The organism is Streptomyces sp. NPDC004539 (genome assembly GCF_040610055.1).
Lineage (GTDB): Bacteria > Actinomycetota > Actinomycetes > Streptomycetales > Streptomycetaceae > Streptomyces.
Window position 1 is genome coordinate 103829 of sequence record NZ_JBEXLS010000029.1, and the last position, 16803, is coordinate 120631.

General features: G+C 72.5%; 11 protein-coding genes. 5 read left to right on the top strand and 6 right to left on the bottom strand.

The window, feature by feature from the left end; translation table 11 throughout:
* Positions 1-31: 31 nt before the first annotated feature.
* Positions 32-3565, bottom strand: a complete 3534-nt coding sequence (gene mfd / locus ABZX85_RS41165; RefSeq protein WP_355881216.1) for a transcription-repair coupling factor — start codon at positions 3563-3565, stop codon at positions 32-34.
* Positions 3566-3898: 333 nt separating this feature from the next.
* On the opposite strand from mfd, the gene ABZX85_RS41170 reads away from it, so the two are divergent.
* Positions 3899-4288 carry a RidA family protein gene (locus tag ABZX85_RS41170; RefSeq protein ID WP_355881219.1) on the top strand — a complete coding sequence of 130 codons (390 nt, stop codon included), beginning with the start codon at positions 3899-3901 and terminating at the stop codon, positions 4286-4288.
* 107 nt (positions 4289-4395) lie between these two features.
* On the opposite strand, the gene ABZX85_RS41175 is transcribed toward ABZX85_RS41170, so the two are convergent.
* Both ABZX85_RS41175 and ABZX85_RS41180 read right to left on the bottom strand, forming a co-directional pair.
* On the bottom strand, positions 4396-6978 hold the full coding sequence (locus ABZX85_RS41175; RefSeq protein WP_355881221.1) for an FtsX-like permease family protein: 2583 nt from the start codon (positions 6976-6978) through the stop codon (positions 4396-4398).
* The gene (locus ABZX85_RS41180) at positions 6975-7763 is read right to left on the bottom strand and encodes an ABC transporter ATP-binding protein (protein ID WP_355881224.1); all 789 of its coding nucleotides are present in this window, start codon (positions 7761-7763) and stop codon (positions 6975-6977) included. Before ABZX85_RS41180 ends, ABZX85_RS41175 begins: the two co-directional genes overlap by 4 nt.
* Before the next feature lie 457 nt (positions 7764-8220).
* On the opposite strand from ABZX85_RS41180, the gene ABZX85_RS41185 reads away from it, so the two are divergent.
* A complete protein-coding gene (locus ABZX85_RS41185; RefSeq protein WP_355881227.1) occupies positions 8221-9723 on the top strand; it encodes an MFS transporter in 1503 nt (500 codons plus the stop codon).
* 272 nt (positions 9724-9995) lie between these two features.
* Here the strand turns inward: ABZX85_RS41185 and ABZX85_RS41190 are convergent, their stop codons facing one another.
* Both ABZX85_RS41190 and ABZX85_RS41195 read right to left on the bottom strand, forming a co-directional pair.
* Positions 9996-10880, bottom strand: a complete 885-nt coding sequence (locus ABZX85_RS41190; protein WP_355881298.1) for a cellulose-binding protein — start codon at positions 10878-10880, stop codon at positions 9996-9998.
* Between the two features lie 172 nt (positions 10881-11052).
* Positions 11053-13707, bottom strand: coding sequence for an SUKH-4 family immunity protein (locus tag ABZX85_RS41195; protein ID WP_355881230.1), 2655 nt, complete (start codon positions 13705-13707; stop codon positions 11053-11055).
* Between ABZX85_RS41195 and ABZX85_RS41200 the strand changes: the two genes are divergently transcribed.
* Positions 13625-13927 carry a hypothetical protein gene (locus ABZX85_RS41200; RefSeq protein WP_355881233.1) on the top strand — a complete coding sequence of 101 codons (303 nt, stop codon included), beginning with the start codon at positions 13625-13627 and terminating at the stop codon, positions 13925-13927. The two genes, ABZX85_RS41195 and ABZX85_RS41200, sit on opposite strands and share 83 nt — an antisense overlap.
* Before the next feature lie 70 nt (positions 13928-13997).
* Here ABZX85_RS41200 and ABZX85_RS41205 read toward each other — a convergent pair whose 3' ends face one another.
* Complete coding sequence (locus ABZX85_RS41205; protein ID WP_355881235.1) at positions 13998-14978, bottom strand: SMI1/KNR4 family protein; 981 nt, start codon at positions 14976-14978, stop codon at positions 13998-14000.
* A gap of 600 nt (positions 14979-15578) precedes the next feature.
* Between ABZX85_RS41205 and ABZX85_RS41210 the strand changes: the two genes are divergently transcribed.
* Both ABZX85_RS41210 and ABZX85_RS41215 read left to right on the top strand, forming a co-directional pair.
* The gene (locus tag ABZX85_RS41210; RefSeq protein WP_355881300.1) at positions 15579-16034 is read left to right on the top strand and encodes a YwqJ-related putative deaminase; all 456 of its coding nucleotides are present in this window, start codon (positions 15579-15581) and stop codon (positions 16032-16034) included.
* A 130-nt stretch (positions 16035-16164) separates the two neighbouring features.
* On the top strand, positions 16165-16665 hold the full coding sequence (locus tag ABZX85_RS41215) for an SUKH-3 domain-containing protein (RefSeq protein WP_355881238.1): 501 nt from the start codon (positions 16165-16167) through the stop codon (positions 16663-16665).
* The last annotated feature ends 138 nt before the right edge of the window (positions 16666-16803 follow it).

A 16803-nucleotide genomic window follows, 5' to 3' on the forward strand; every position in this document is an offset into this window, starting at 1 on the left:
ACCCTGTCAAGAACGCCCCTCTATGCCCCTTCTACGACCCTAGGACAGTTGCCAGGAACTCCCCGGTCCAGCCCAGCAGTTCACGCCCGAGCAGCGGCTTCCCGCCGACCTTCGCGGTCTTCGGCCGGGGGACGAGCACCTGGTGAGCGGCCGGTTTGATGACCGTCCCGGGGTACAGCCGCTTCAGCCGCAGCTCCTGCGACTCCCTCAACTCCACCGGCGCGAAGCGGATGTTGGTCCCCTGGAGGACGATCTCGCCGACCCCGCAGGCGCGCGCCAGCATCCGCAGCCCCGCGACGAGCAGGAGGTTCTCGACGGGCTCCGGCAACTTGCCGTAGCGGTCGGTGAGTTCCTCACGGACGGCCCTGATGTCGTCCTCGGAGTTGGCGGAGGCGATCGCCCGGTACGCCTGGAGGCGCAGCCGCTCGCCCGGCGCGTAGTCGTGCGGGACGTGCGCGTCGACCGGCAGCTCGATCTTGACGTCGAGGGGGGCCTCGTCCTCGATCTCGCCGTTCTCCAGCTGCTTGCGGTAGTCCGCGACGGCCTCGCCGACCATCCGGACGTACAGGTCGAAGCCGACGCCCGCGATGTGCCCGGACTGCTCGCCGCCCAGGAGGTTGCCCGCGCCCCGGATCTCCAGGTCCTTCATCGCGACGTACATGCCGGCGCCCATCTCGGTGTGCTGGGCGATGGTCGCGAGGCGTTCGTGCGCCGTCTCGGTGAGGGGCTTCTCCGGGGGGTACAGGAAGTAGGCGTACCCGCGTTCGCGGCCCCGGCCCACGCGCCCGCGCAGCTGGTGCAGTTGGGAGAGGCCGAAGGTGTCGCCGCGCTCCACGATGAGGGTGTTGGCGTTGGAGATGTCGATGCCGGACTCGACGATCGTGGTCGAGACGAGGACGTCGAACTTCTTCTCCCAGAAGTCCACCACGACCTGTTCCAGGGCCTGTTCGGACATCTGGCCGTGTGCCGTCGCGATGCGCGCCTCGGGGACGATCTCGCGCAGCCGGGCCGCCGCGCGGTCGATCGACTCGACGCGGTTGTGGATGTAGAACACCTGGCCCTCGCGCAGGAGTTCACGGCGGATCGCGGCGCCGATCTGCTTCTCCTCGTAGGGCCCGACGAACGTGAGGACCGGGTGGCGCTCCTCCGGGGGCGTGGTGATCGTCGACATCTCGCGGATGCCGGTGACGGCCATCTCCAGCGTCCGGGGGATCGGGGTCGCGGACATCGTCAGCACGTCGACGTTCGCGCGGAGCTTCTTCAGCTGCTCCTTGTGCTCGACGCCGAACCGCTGCTCCTCGTCGACGATGACGAGCCCGAGGTCCTTGAACTTGGTCTCGGAGGAGAACAGCCGGTGGGTGCCGATGACGACGTCGACGGCGCCTTCGCGCAGGCCCTCCAGGGTGGCCTTGGCCTCGGTGTCGGTCTGGAAGCGGGACAGCGCGCGGACGTTGACCGGGAACTGCGCGTACCGCTCGGAGAACGTCCCGAAGTGCTGCTGGACGAGGAGGGTCGTGGGGACGAGCACGGCGACCTGCTTGCCGTCCTGGACGGCCTTGAAGGCGGCCCGCACCGCGATCTCGGTCTTGCCGTAGCCGACGTCTCCGCAGATCAGGCGGTCCATCGGGACCGTCTTCTCCATGTCGTCCTTGACCTCGGCGATCGTGGTGAGCTGGTCCGGGGTCTCGGCGTACGGGAAGGCGTCCTCCAGCTCGCGCTGCCAGGGTGTGTCGGTGCCGAACGCGTGTCCGGGGGCGGCCATGCGCGCGCTGTACAGCTTGATCAGGTCGGCGGCGATCTCCTTGACGGCCTTCTTCGCGCGGGCCTTCGTCTTCGTCCAGTCCGCGCCGCCGAGGCGGTGCAGGGTGGGGGCCTCGCCGCCGACGTACTTGGTGATCTGCTCCAGCTGGTCGGTCGGGATGTACAGGCGGTCGCCGGGCTGGCCGCGCTTGGCGGGGGCGTACTCGACGACCAGGTACTCGCGGGTGGCGCCCTGGACGGTGCGCTGGACCATCTCGATGTACCGGCCGACGCCGTGCTGTTCGTGGACGATGTAGTCGCCCGCCTCCAGCGTCAGCGGGTCGATGCTCTTCCTGCGGCGCGCGGGCATGCGCGCGCCGTCCTTGCCGGCCGCCTTCTGGCCGGACAGGTCGGTCTCGGTGAGGACGGCGAGTCTGAGCGCCGGGTCGACGAAGCCGTAGTCGATCGAGCCGCACGCGACGTGCACGACGGACGGTTCGATGGCGCCCAGTTCGACGTCGAGGCGGGCGGCGATGCCCTCGCCGCCGAGGACCTCGACGGTGCGGGAGGCGGGGCCGTGCGCCTCGGTGACGAACACCGTGCGCCAGCCGTCCGCGAGCCAGCCCTTGGTGTCGGCGAGGGCCTTGGCGGTGTCGCCCCGGTAGGTCTCCGGGGCGTGCATCGACAGCTTCAGGGTGTCGGCGTCCAGCTCCTCGTCCGCCGCGAACGGGGACACCGACCACCACATCATGTCCAGCTCGCGCGCCCGGTCGCGGACGTCCGCGATGGACCACAGGGAGGCCGCGCCGACGTCGATCGGGGCCTCGCCGCCGCCCGCCGTGGCCGCCCAGGAGGCGAGCAGGAACTCCTGGGACGTCGCGACGAGGTCGGCGGCACGCGTGCGTACCCGCTCGGGGTCGCAGACGACGGCCATCGCGCCCTTCGGGAGGACGTCGATCAGCAGCTCCATGTCGTCGACGAGGACCGGGGCGAGGGACTCCATGCCCTCGACGGCGATCCCCTCGGCGATCTTGTGCAGCAGTTCGCCCAGCTCGGGGTGTGCCTCGGCGAGCAGGCGCGCGCGCTCGCGCACGTCCTCCGTCAGCAGGAGTTCCCGGCAGGGGGGCGCCCACAGGCCGTGCTCGGCGACCTCCAGGGAGCGCTGGTCGGCGACCTTGAAGTAGCGGATCTCCTCGATGTCGTCGCCCCAGAACTCGACCCGCAGGGGGTGTTCCTCGGTGGGCGGGAAGACGTCCAGGATGCCGCCGCGCACGGCGAACTCGCCGCGCTTCTCGACGAGCTCCACGCGCGCGTACGCGGCTGCGGCGAGGGCCTCCACGATCCGGTTCAGGTCCGCCTGCTGCCCGGTCCTGAGCGCGACGGGCTCCAGGTCGCCGAGGCCCTTGACCTGGGGCTGGAGCACGGAGCGCACGGGCGCGACGACCACCGACACCGGGCCCGTCTCCGGGTCGTCGGGGGTGGGGTGCGCGAGCCGCCTCAGCACCGCCAGCCGGCGCCCGACGGTGTCGCTGCGGGGGCTCAGGCGCTCGTGCGGCAGCGTCTCCCAGGAGGGGTACTCCGCGACGCCGTCCGGCGGCAGCAGGGACCTCAGCGCCGCCGCGAGATCCTCCGCCTCCCGGCCCGTCGCCGTCACCGCGAGCACCGGGCGGCCCGACTCCCGCGCCAGCGCCGCGATCGCGAACGGGCGCGCCGCCGGGGGGCCGACCAGGTCGACGTGCGTGCGGTTCCCGTCGGCCGCCGCTCGGACGGCTTCGGACAGGGCGGTGTCCTTCAGAACGGCGTCTAGCAGACCGTGCAGGCTCATGGGATCTTTCCGGTGCGGGGGCGGGGGGTGGCTGTGGCTTGGGACTTCGGGAGGTACGGGCAACACCGAGCGCCCGACGCGTCTGGCGGGCCGGGGGTCATCCAGCGTACGACCTGCCGCCGACAACCGCCGGGCCTGTGGACAACCACGCTGCTGTGGACTCCCCCGTCACCCTCGCTCCTGGGCAGCGCACGCGTTCCAGGTTGACGCCGCCGCCCTGACCTGCGGGGTCACCACGAGGTTCCCGGGTCACCAAAAAGTGCGTTCTTCCACGTCAGCCGATGGTTCCCTACGGTTCCCAAGTAACTAATGGAAACCACTGAGGCACCCAACATGACCATCACCCTGCTCAACCCGAACGGCCTGCCCGCACTCGACGTCTACCACCAGGTCGCCATCACCTCCGGAACCCGCACGGTCTACATCGCCGGCCAGGTCGCCTGGGACGCCCCCGCCGACCTCGCGACCCAGGTCGAGCAGGCGTACGTCAGCGTCGGCACGGCCCTCGCGGGCGCGGGCGGCGCCTTCACGGACGTAGCGAAACTCACCGTGTACGTCGTCGACTGGACCCCCGACAAGATGCCCGCCCTCCTCGAAGGCGTCACCCGGGGCGCCACCCGCCTCGGCGTCGACCACCGTCCCCCGGTGACCCTGATCGGGGTGGCGGCACTGGACGTACCGGAACACCTGGTGGAGATCGAGGCGGTCGCCGTACTGGACTGACCGCGTCCCGTCCGGAAAACCCGGTGCCGGGGAGTCCGAAGACTCCCCGGCACCGGGTTTTTCCCCCGCAACCCCCGTATGCGGTGGCCTGGTTCCCCCCTTCGGAATCAGTCCGTGGCGATCGCGTTGAGGACGTTCATCCGGCCCGCCCGGAACGCCGGGACCAAGGCCGCGAAGAGGCCGACGAACGCGGAGCCGATGAAGACGCCGATGATGGTGGGCCAGGGGATGTCGAGGACGCCGAGGCCCTGGAGGGCGAGGAGTTTCTGGGCGGTGGCGCCCCAGCCCATGCCGAGGCCCAGGCCGAGGAGCGCGCCGAAGAGGGCGATGACCACCGACTCCAGGCGGATCATGCGGCGGAGCTGGCGGCGGGAGAGGCCGATGGCCCGCATGAGGCCGATCTCGCGGGTGCGTTCCACCACCGAGAGGGCCAGGGTGTTCACGACCCCGAGGACGGCGACGATGATCGCGAGGGCCAGCAACCCGTAGATGAGGTTGAGGAGTTGGCCGATCTGGTCCTTCAGCGCCTGCTTGTAGTCGGTCTGGTCGCGGACCTTGTACTGCGGGTAGTCGTGCATGGCCGACTTGAGCGCGGTGTACGCGGCCTCCTGCTGCCCCTTCTCCGCCGTGGCGAAGAGGATCGTGTCGAGGGGCATCTTGTCGGCCGGCACGTACTTCGCCATGGTCGTGATCGCCGTGTACATGGCCCCGGAGTCGATCGCGACATCGCTCTTGGTGATGGCGCGGACCGTGAGAGAGGCCGTGCGGCCGTCCTTGAAGGCGATCCTGACGGTGGAGCCGAGGCGGATGCCGTGGTCCTTGGCGAAGTCCTCGTGGACGGACATGGAGTCCGGCTTGTAGGCGTCGTGGAGGTTGCCCTGGACGGTCTGGACGCGCAGGTCGTCGGGGTAGGTCGGGTCGGCGGCGGTGATCGCCGTGTCCTTGGAGACCTTCCCGTCGGGCGTGGTGAAGTCGGCCTCGGTCCACTTGTACTCGGTGACCCGCTTCAGCCCCGGCGTCTTCTTGATCGCCTCGACGGCCTGCGGGGTGAAGAGCTGCCCGCTGTCGGACTGGACGATGAAGTCGGTGCCGACGGTCTTGTCGAGTTCCTCGGTCGCGGAGGCCACCATCGAGGAGCTGACGACGGAGAGGCAGGCGACCAGCGCGAGCCCGATCATCAGGGCGGCACCCGTAGCCCCCGTACGCCTCGGGTTGCGCAGCGCGTTCCGCTCGGCCATGCGCCCCACCGGCCCGAAGACCCGCAGGATGACGGCCCCCAGTACCCGTACGACCCCGCCCGCCAGCAGCGGTCCGACGATGACGAACCCGAGGAGTGACAGGACGATCCCGAGCCCCAGCCAGAGCGCGCCCTCGCCCGCCTTGTCGGCCGTACCCGAGAGGTACAGGGCGAAGCCGCCGCCGCCCGTGAGGACCAGCCCGATCGTGCCCCGCACCAGCCCGGCCCTGCCGTCGGCCGGGGTGCCCGCGTCCCGCAGCGCGGCCATCGGGGAGACCTTGCCCGCACGGCGGGCCGGGAAGTAGGCGGCGAGGACGGTGACGACGATGCCGAGGACGAGCCCGATGACGGGGGTGGTCCAGGCGACGGTCAGGTCGTCGGTGGAGAGGTTCATGCCGGCGGAGCTCATGAGCTTCATCAGCCCGACGGCGATCCCGACCCCGGCCCCTACCCCTAGTACCGACCCGACGACCCCGAGGAGGAACGCCTCGACCAGCACGGACCGGTTGACCTGCTTGCGGGAGGAGCCGATGGCCCGCATGAGGCCGATCTCCCGGGTCCGCTGGGCGACCAGCATCGAGAACGTGTTGATGATGAGGAAGATGCCGACGAGGAAGGCGATCCCGGCGAAGCCGAGCATGGCGTACTTGATGACGTCCATGAGGGAGCCGACCTGCTTGCGGTTGGCGTCGGCGGTCTCCTTGGCGGTCTGCACCTTGAACTCACCGGCGCCGAGCGCGGAGTTGACGCCCTGCTTCACCTGCTCGTCGCTGAACCCGGCCGCCGCCGTGACGTTGACGTTCGTGAAGACCCCGGTCTGCCCGACCAGCGCCTCCTGCGCGGTCTTCGTGTCGAAGTAGAAGATCGCCGCACCGGGGTTGGTGACCTGGAAGGCGACGACACCGGAGATCTTCGCGGTGTGCGTGCCGAGCGCGGTGATGACGCCGATCTCGTCGCCGAGCTTCAAGTGGTGCTTGTCGACGGTGTCTTCGTCCACCATCACCTGGCCGGCGCCCTTGGGCACCGCACCCGAGGTGATCTTCATGGTGCGGGCGTCGTTGGCGTTCCAGCTGCCGACGATCGTCGGGCCGCCGCCGTTCGGCGACAGGCTGTCCTTGTCGGCGTCGACGACGGTCACCGAAGTCGAAAAGACCGTGCCCTCAGCCGACTTGACGCCCTTCGCGCCGCGCACGGCGTCGACGACCGAGGCCGGCATGACCGGCGGCTTGCCGTTGTCGGACTTCGTCTCGCCGGTGTCGGAGGCGCCCTTGGGGCTGACCGTCACATCCGAGGAGGTCGCCGCGAACAGCTTGTCGAAGGTGGTGGACATGGTGTCGGTGAACACCAGCGTCCCGCAGACGAACGCCACCGACAGCAGCACGGCGATCGCCGAGAGCGCCATCCGCCCTTTGTGCGCGAAGAAGTTGCGCATCGAGGTCTTCATGACGGTCATGACGTACGCCCCCGCGCGTCGAAGTCCTTCATGCGGTCGAGGACGGTGTCGGCGGTGGGCCGCAGCATCTCGTCGACGATCCGTCCGTCGGCGAGGTACAGCACGCGGTCCGCGTACGACGCGGCGACCGGGTCGTGGGTCACCATGACGATGGTCTGGCCGAGTTCGTCGACGGACCGGCGCAGGAAGCCCAACACCTCTGCTCCGGCGCGGGAGTCGAGGTTCCCGGTCGGCTCGTCACCGAAGATGATCTCCGGCCGGGCCGCCAACGCCCGTGCCACGGCGACGCGTTGCTGCTGGCCGCCCGAGAGCTGGTTGGGCCGGTGCTTGAGCCGCCCGGCGAGCCCGACGGTCTCCACGACCCGCGCCAGCCACTGCTTGTCGGGCTTGCGGCCGGCTATGTCCATCGGCAGCGTGATGTTCTCCAGCGCGCTGAGCGTGGGCAGCAGGTTGAACGCCTGGAAGATGAACCCGATGCGGTCGCGCCGCAGTTGGGTGAGCTTCTTGTCCTTCAGCCCGGTGATCTCGGTGTCGTCGATGTAGATCTGCCCGGAGCTGACGGTGTCGAGCCCGGCCAGGCAGTGCATGAGCGTGGACTTCCCGGACCCCGAGGGACCCATGATCGCGGTGAACTCCCCCCGCGCGATGTCCACGTCCACATGGTCGAGCGCGACGACCCGGGTCTCCCCCGAGCCGTACGCCTTCACGACCTGCCGCCCCCGCGCGGCGACGGCCGTACGCCCTCCGGAACCCCCGTGCCGGGGAATGGTCACGGCCGATGTCATGGCAAGTCTCCTATGTCGGTCATCACTTGAGATACGGCTGCCCGCCGGGCTGTCCGCCCGCCTGCTCGCTCGCTTGGGTACGACGATGAGTCTGGCCCCGGGGAGGGAGCCGGCACATTGGGGCCGGACCCCGTCTTCCCGGGGGGTTATCCCCACCCCCCGACTCGGGGGGTACCCGGTGCCCCGGCCGCCCCCGTCGACGTAAAGCCAGCTTAAGGAGCGCCCCCCGCCCCTCTCGTCCTCCGTCGGTACGACCCCTCCCCGAGACGTAGTACGGAGATTCCCCTAGGGGTCCTCCACCGACGGGTGGAGGGGATTTCAGGGCCGTCTCCACCCCCGGGGCGCCGAGAACTCCACCCCCGGTCCCGCAAGGCTGCACCCTGCCGCGACGTGAGGGTCAAGTGAGAAGCTGATCGGCGGCAGATAGATGCAAGGGGCACGCGATCGGGGAGGGTCTGTGGCGGGAAGTGTTCGACCGGTCATACCTGGGACGGAGAGCCGTAGTACTCCCGACCGGCGGGGCGCGGTGGTGGCCGCGCTGATGCTGTCGATGGCGCTGGCCGCCCTGGACTCCACGATCGTCTCCACCGCCGTCCCCCAGATCGTCGGGGACCTCGGCGGCTTCTCGGTCTTCTCCTGGCTCTTCTCCGGCTACCTGCTCGCCGTGACCGTCACCCTCCCGCTGTACGGGAAGCTCTCCGACACCTTCGGCCGAAAGCCGGTCCTCGTCGTCGGCGCCTCGGTGTTCCTGCTGGGCTCCCTGCTGTGCGCGTGCGCCTGGAACATGGGCGCGCTGATCGCGTTCCGGGTCATACAAGGGCTCGGCGGCGGGGCTTTGCAGGGGACCGTGCAGACGCTCGCCGCCGACCTCTATCCGCTGGAGCAACGGCCCAAGATCCAGGCGAAGTTGTCGACCGTGTGGGCGGTGTCGGCGGTCGCGGGACCGGCGGTGGGCGGGCTGCTCGCCGCGTACGCCGACTGGCGGTGGATCTTCCTCGTCAACCTGCCCGTGGGGGCGGTCGCGCTCTGGCTGATCGTCCGTCACCTCCACGAACCGGCCAGGGAGTTGAGGAAGGTCCGCGTCGACTGGGCGGGCGCACTCGCCGTGTTCGCCTGCGGGGGCGTGCTGTTGACCGCGCTCGTGCAGGGCGGGGTGGCCTGGGCGTGGCTGTCGGCGCCCTCGCTCGGGCTGTTCGGGGCGGGGCTCGCGCTGGTGGCGGTGGTGGTCGTCGTCGAGCGGCGGGCCGCCGAGCCGATCATCCCCGGCTGGGTGTGGCGCCGGCGGACCATCGCCTCGGTCAACCTGGCGCTGGGCGCGCTGGGGCTGCTGATGGTGGCGCCGACCGTCTTCCTCCCGACGTACGCGCAGTCCGTCCTCGGGCTCGGGCCCGTCGCCGCCGGGTTCGTCCTCTCCGTGTGGACCCTGAGCTGGCCCGTCTCCGCCGCGCTCAGCCAGCACGTCTACCGCCGCATCGGCTTCCGCGACACGGCCCTGCTGGGCATCGCCCTCGCGGCCCTGATCCTCCTCGCGTTCCCCTTCCTCCCCTACCCCGGCTCCCCCTGGCAGCCCACCCTCCTGATGCTCCTGCTCGGCGCCGCCCTCGGCCTCTTCCAGCTCCCCCTGATCGTCGGCGTCCAGTCCACCGTCGGCTGGGGCGAACGCGGCACCGCCACCGCGTCCATCCTCTTCTGCCGCCAGACCGGCCAGACCGTCGGCGCCTCCGTCTTCGGCGCCATCGCCAACAGCGTCCTCGCGGCCCGCCTCGGAGGCGGCGGCGACCTCGACTCCGTCACCCGCGCGTGGAGCGGCGGCACCACCCCCGAGAACGTCCGCCACGCCGTCGCGGACGCCGTGCACGGCGTGTACTTCGGGGCGGCGGCAGCGGCGATCATCGCGTTCGCGGCGTTGCTGCTGATCGCTCCGCGACGGTTTCCGGTGATCGAGGGGAAGGGGGAGTGAGGTGGGGGTGAAGCGGGGGCGGCGAGTCGGGGGGGTGAGTCGGGGGGCGGCCGGGGCGGCGTACGACCGGCACCGTACCGGGGAGCTACCTCGCCGGGGTTACGCCCGCCGCCCCTACCCGAGAGCTGCCTCGCGGGAGTTACGCCGGTCACCCCTACCTGAGAGCTACCCCCGCAGAGCTACCCCGCTGGAGCTACGCCAGCCCCCGTACCTGAGAGCTACCCCGCCGGAGCTACACCCCCGGAGTTACGCCGCCCGCCCCTACCCGAGAGCTACTCCACCACCCGCCCCGTCAACGCGCTCAAGCTGCTCCGCACATAGTCCATGTGCGCCCGCACGTCGTCCCACCGCTCCCCGTGCTCCCGCAGAACCCGTTCCGTCTCGCGGGCGATGCGGTCGGTGTGGTGGTGGGCGTCGGCGAGGAGGGCGGCGGCGTGGTCGCGGGCGCGGGTCTGTAGGTGGTGGGCGGACTTCTCCGCCTCCGCGTGGGCGTCGCGGGCCTCGGAGAGGGCGGCCTCGGCGCGGGCGACCAGGTGGGAGTAGTGGGCGTCGAGGGCGCGGGCCCGGTCCTCCGCGTCACGGTCGACGGCCTCCGCGCGCTGCGCCTGCCCCTGGTCCTGCCGGGCGGCGAGGACCTCGGTCCGGCGCCGTACCTCGCGCAGCCCTTCGAGCGCCTGCCCGCGCCCCTCCTTCACCCCGCGCCGCGCCGCCACCCGGACCTCGTCCGCCTCGGCACGCGCCCGCGCCACCCGCCGCCGCCCCCACTCCTCCGCCTCCGCGAGGGTCACGCGCGCCGCCTCCTCCGCCCTCTCGCGTACGACGACGGCGTGCGCCTGCGCCTGCGCGCCCTGTTCCCGCGCCTCGCGCCGGGCGCGTTCGCGCAGGGCGTCGGCCTCCTCCTCGGCGAGCCGGAACAGCCGCCGGGCGGCCTCGCCGAGGGTGTCGTACGTCTGCGGGGTGAGCCGGGAGACGGCCTCGCGGAGGCGGTCGGCCTCGGCCTCACCCTCCTTGGCCCGCACGGTCAGCCGCGCCGCCCGTTCCCACGCCGCGTCCCGGTCCGCGCACAGCGCCGCGACGTACGCCTCGACCTGCGCGGGGCGGTACCCGCGCCCACGGACCGTTCCGAACCCGTACGGCGACACCGACGCGCTGCCCATGCTGGAAACCTCTCGCGAGATCCGAACGATTTTGCGCATATCTTGACGGTTCGGATCGAAAGGTGCGTAACGTGACACTCCGTGAAGGGGTTACGGGGAGGCGGCACAGAAAAAGCCCGCAACCGTTTTCCACCGGTTGCGGGCTTCCTCGAAGGGAACGCTCAGGGCCGCGTCACAGCAGCCCGTCCCACATCTGCTCCAGCAGCACCGACCACCAGCTGTCCGGCGAGCCGAGCGCCGCCGGGTCCAGCGAGGCCAACTGCGCCTGGAAGTCGACGGTCCAGCGGCCCGCCTGCTCCGGGTTCAACCCGAACCGCAGCCGCCACATCCGCCCCAACAGGGCGAGGCAGCGCGCGAATTCGGGCAGCCCCGAGTTCACGAACTGCGGCGCGACCGGCGCCCCGCCCGGACCGGCCTCGACCGGCACGGCGACGATGTTGGCGGTGCCGTACTGCACACAGATCGCCTTGCCGAAGTCACTGCCCATCACCAGGTACGACCCGGCGTCCGCCGCCGGCTGCACACCCCGCTCCTGCGCCAGCTCCGCCAGCGTCGGGACCGGCCGCCCCGGCTGGGCCTGCGCCCAGAAGAACGGGCCCAGGTCCAGCGGCAGCCCCGCCGCGACCAGCGTGTGCGCCACGACCGGGGGGACGCCCTGCCGGGCCACCGCCGCCTGCTCGAACCGGAACACGCCCGGCCCGAACACGGCCGCCAGCTCCTGCCCGATCGCCTCCGGCGGCACCGCCGGGGCCTGCTGCACCGGCGGCAACGGCGCGCGCACCGGCGCGGGCCGCGCGGGACCGTCCGCGACCTGGTGCAACTCCCCCTGGTGCGCGAGGAGTTCCCGCATGCCCTGCTGCCGGCTCGCGTGGTCCGTGCCGTACGGCGCGATGCTCGTGATCCGCGCCTGCGGCCACTGCTCCCGGATCATCCGCGCGCAGTAGGCGCCCGGCAGCTCGCAGGACTCCAACTCCGTGTGCAGCTCCAGGACCTGGCCCGGCGGGACGTTCATCGCGCGCAACTCGTGGAAGATCTGCCACTCCGGGTGCGGGGTGCCGGGCGCGGACCGCCGGATGAGCTGCTGCTCGGACCCGTCCTGCGCGCGGTACCGCAACACGGCCTGATACCCGGGACCGACGGTCGGCTGCCCCGTCGCGTTGGGGTACCCGTAGGCAGCCGGGGGCATGCCCTGGGGTACGACCGGAGGGGTAGGGGGCGTGTGCGGGGCGCCGGGCATGCCGGGAGCACCCGGGAACGCCCCAGGAGCGCCGGGAGGCGCCGGAGGGGCACCTGCGGCCCCTCCCGGGTACGACCCCGGCGAGCCGGGCGGCGTGCCGGGAGCGTTCGGCGGCGCGCCGGGGACACCGGGGGCACCCGGCGGAGGCGGCGGCATTCCAGGACCGCCCACGGGAGGGGCGGCCAGCATCGTCTCGGCGTGGTGGACGGCACCGGCACCGGGGGCACCGGGCACGCCGGGAGCACCGGGCGACTGGGGCGCACCGGGAACGCCGGGGGCACCAGGGGCACCGGGACGGCCCTGCGCGCCGGGGGTACCCGTAGTACCCGGGGTGCCCGGAGCACCCGGAGCCCCGGGCGGAGGCGGCGGCATCGCACCGGGCGCCTGCCCGGCACCGGGCGGCGTACCCGGAGGCGTCCCCGGGGCCCCGCCCGTACCGGCGTTGCCCCCAGGACCGTCGGGCCCGATGGAGGACACCAGCTGGGTGGGCACATACCCACCGGCGGCACCTCCCGGAGCACCACCGGGAGCACCCCCGGCAACGCCACCCGGACCCGCCGAAGCACCCGCACCCCCGGCCCCCGGAACCCCGGGCACCCCGGGCGGAGGCGGCGGCGCACCGGCCCCGGCTCCCCTCCCCCGGCGCGGAGGCGGCGCGGCACGACTGGTCGCGGCATCGGCGATGTCCCCGGCGTGCGGAGCGAGCCCACGCCCGTCGGCCTCACCCGGCGCCGGCGAAGTCCCGCCGGGAGCACCGGGGTTGCCCACCCCGGCACCCTGGCCACCGCCCGCGGCGGGCGAGTCGGGAACACCGGCCGCCGGAGGGAACCCCCCAGGGCCACCGGAGTTGGGCACACCGCCCACCTGACTCCCGCCCGGACCAACGGAGTTGGCCGCACCCTGGACCCCGGCCCCCGAAACCCCACCAGGAACCGTCGCGTTGGGCGCACCGGGCGCCGAAACGCCCCCCGGCCCACCCGAGTTGCCCCCGCCAGGCACACCGGCGCCCCCGGGATACCCGTACGAAGAACCCCCGGCAGGAGCCCCGGCCGGACTCCCGGCCGGCCCCCCGGCAGGGCCCCCCGCCGGACCGCCCCTCCCCGGCGTCCCGTCCAGCGCGGGCGACACCGCGGTGGGCGGCAACTGGCTCCCCCCGGACATCAAGGCGGTCGGCGCGTCGGCACCGACTCCGGACCCACGCCCCTGCTCCCCCTCGCTCAACGGCGGCGCGAACACGGTCGCGGGCAGCGGCACCGACCGGTCCTCGCCACCCCCGTTGGTGTCGGTCCCCGCCCAGGGAGTCGCCCCGGCGGGAGCACCCGGAGCACCCGGAGCACCAGCACCGGCCGGAGCGCCACCCGCCCCACCGGCGCCCCCCGCACCGACCGCCCGCCCAGGAACGGTCGCCGACTCGGAACCTCCAACACCCGCACCGGAAACCGGAGTCACCCCGGCCCCAGAACCAGCACCGGCCCCGGCCCCGGCCCCGCTCTCCCCGATCCCCAACTTGTCCGCCGCGTCCTGCAACCACTCCGGCGGCGACAACAAGAACGACGTCTGGTTGAGATCGACCCGCGCGGCGGCCGGCACCGCGTCCGCGACGACCCCCGCCTCACCCCCGTACCGCTCCTCGTACCGGCGGATCACCTCGCCCACCGGCAGGGCGGGCCACAGCGTGGCCTCCCCGCTGTCGCGGGCGATGACGAGCCGCTGGGCGCCGCCGTCACCGCGCGGCCCCTCCGCCCGGTCCTCGGCCCAGACGACGAACCCGAGGCCGAACTCCCGTACCCGCACCTCGCGTTGCTGGTAGCCGGGGACGTCCCCGTTGACCCATTCCTCCGCGCGCTCCTGCGCCTGCGCGAACGTCACCATCGTGCGGATCACTCCCCAGCAACCGGAACGACGCGCGCGAAGCCGCCGTCCACCATCAGGTTGGCCACCGTCTCCAACTCCGGCGGATCACCGGCGAGTCGGGACAGGAACGCGTCGAAGTCGTCGCCGCAGGGCAGCAGGAGCCGCGCCACGCGCTCGGCCGGCGGCCACGAGGGATCGGCGTCGCGGACGTCGTCGTACGCGCAGAACCAGACCGAACCGAGCCGCTCGCCCTTCACCTTGACCGCGAGCAGACCGCCCTGGACGAAGCCGACTCCCAGGTAATCCTTGGTGAGATGGTCGCGCAGGCACTTGTTGACGTAGACGAGGTCGTTGACGGCGGCCTCGTCGCGGACCGTGAAGAACGGCTGGTCCACGAGGAGCCCCAACTCGGCGTCCAGCGCGGCCCCGACGGGTGCGCAGCCGCCCGCCGCCTTGAGGAACGACCGGTAGGCGCCCGGCAGTCGGTAGCCGAGGTCCTCCTCGACGCCCTGCACCTGCGACTCGGTCACCGCGACGCCCGACTTCGGCAGCCGGAAGTGGGTGGGCCGGGTCTCCTGGAGAGGGCGCGTACCCCGCTTCGCGTGGTCGACGCGGGCCGTCGCGACACCGCCGTGGTGACGCAGCAGCGCCTTCACGTCCACCGGTATCAGTTCGAGGCGGCGCGTCCCGGCGACGTGGTGCCAGGTCCAGCCGTGCGGCGTCGCCACCGCGGAGACCGTGTCCCACAGCTCGTGCCCCGAGGCGGCCAGCGCGGCGTTCGCCGACACGTAGTCCGTGAGGCGTAGTTCGTCGACCCCGAAACCCTCCGGGGGATCGGCGATCTCCGCCACCGCGCGCGCGTACGGCGAGAAGTCGGGATAGCCGCGCTCGTCGATCCGTACCCCTCTGGGGTGACGTCCGGCCCGGACCGGGTCCGGAAAGTGCACGACCTGCCCGGCGTAAGCCGCGTTCGGCGGCGCGGTCTGCCCGAGCCGACCTGTCGTCATGGCGGTTGCCCCCTGCGGCGCTCTGTACGGCACCCGCCGGCGGTTCCGCTTCCCGGCCCCGTCCGACACGCCCCGTATCCGACTGTCTCCACCGCTTCCCGGCACACGTCCGTCGCGCGCCCACGGTGCCGACAGCCTATGCGGTACGACAAGACCGGTCACCGGCGCTCCGTTTCGGACCCCCGTCCCCCCGTGACCTGCCGTCACCCTCTGGTGACAGCCCGCCCGGCCTCTGGCGTGTCGCCACGCCCCAGCTTCCGCACAGGCCACGCCATTTGGCACCCTGTGTCCTCCGGGGGGATGCCCGGGGAGGGAAAGACGATCATGAACGCGACGCAGACAGGACCGCACGGCACGAGCCGCACCACCGCCGACGCCGCTCACACAGCGTCACCCAACACCCACAGACCACCCCACGCGCCCCAGGCCCCGACCCCCAGAACGGACGGCACCCCCGGCGACCACCCGCCGAACGAGGAGCCGTACGGGTACGCCGGTGACGCGTACGGAGGTGACGCGTACGGCGGCGACCCGCGCGACCCCGCCGCCCGCACCGGCGACCCCAGGGCCGCCACCGACCCCCGCACCGGCGACCCCCGCATCGGCTGGTCCGCCGACACCCCCCACGTCCCCGTGCTCCGCCACCGCAGGGACGGCATACTCCCCACCGTCGCCGCCGCGCTCTCGGTCCGCGGCGCCACCCTCACCGGCACCGCCGCCCGCGGCGACCAGCCCCCGCCGCTGCACCACCTCGTCCAGGACTTCCTCGACACGCTCCCCAGCGACCGCCGCGACCGCTTCACCGGCCGCTGCGCCGAGGCGCTCCTCATCTCCCGGCACATCGCCGCCGCCGACACCGCCCGCAGCCGCCGCGCCGCGCGCAAACCCATGACCAACGGCGAGGCCCGCAGGGCCCTGAAACAAGCCAAACTCACCACCCGCCACATCCGCGAGGACGGCGACCCCCTCCACGGCACCTTCGCACCCCCCTGCCGCGCCTGCGCCGCCCTCACGGCCCACTTCAGCATCCGCGTCGTCGAGACGTCCGAGGACTAGACACGTACGACGCGGTGGCCCCGGCGAGAACCGCCGGCCAGGCACGAGCGTCAACACCACCAGAAACCACGGCAACACGGCACAACAGCGTCACCGCACCACCGCCCCGGCCTCGACGAACGAACGGCAGATGCACCACACCGACCGCACCTCCACCACCCGCTTCCCGGTCCCCGTCGACGCCGCCCTGCGCAGCGCCGGCTGGGTTCCGGGGCGCTGGGACATCAAACAGGCCGAGTTCTGGGCCGACACCCTGCGCGAACACGTCTCCCCGGCGGGCCACCGGCACGCCGTCTTCCCCGCGGCGGTCGAGGCGTGGGCGGAGTTCGGCGGCCTGCGCATCGCGCCGGGCGGGCCCGGCCGTCAGATCGCCCCCGCGGACTTCCACCTCGACCCCCTGCACGGCCTCCACCAGGCCCGCACCCTCGCCGACCTGGGCCGCGCCCTCGCCACCGACCTGGCCCCCCTCGGCGCCGAACCCGGCACCCACACCCTCCTCGCCATCGACACCACCGCCCGCGTGTACGCCCTGGACCACACCGGGGACTGGTACCTCGGCCACACCATCGACCAGGCGCTGGGGGCACTCATATCGGGGACGAACCCGATCCGGTTGACCGCGGGGGCTTGAGGGGCGGGGAGCGCTAGGGCTTGAGGGGCTGCTTGAGGGGCGGCTTGAGGGGCGGGGAGCAGGGCGGGAAAAGGGTTCAGAAAAAGTTCGGCGAACCGTGAACCGGGCCACGGGGGCGGAACGATGAAGGGGTACGAG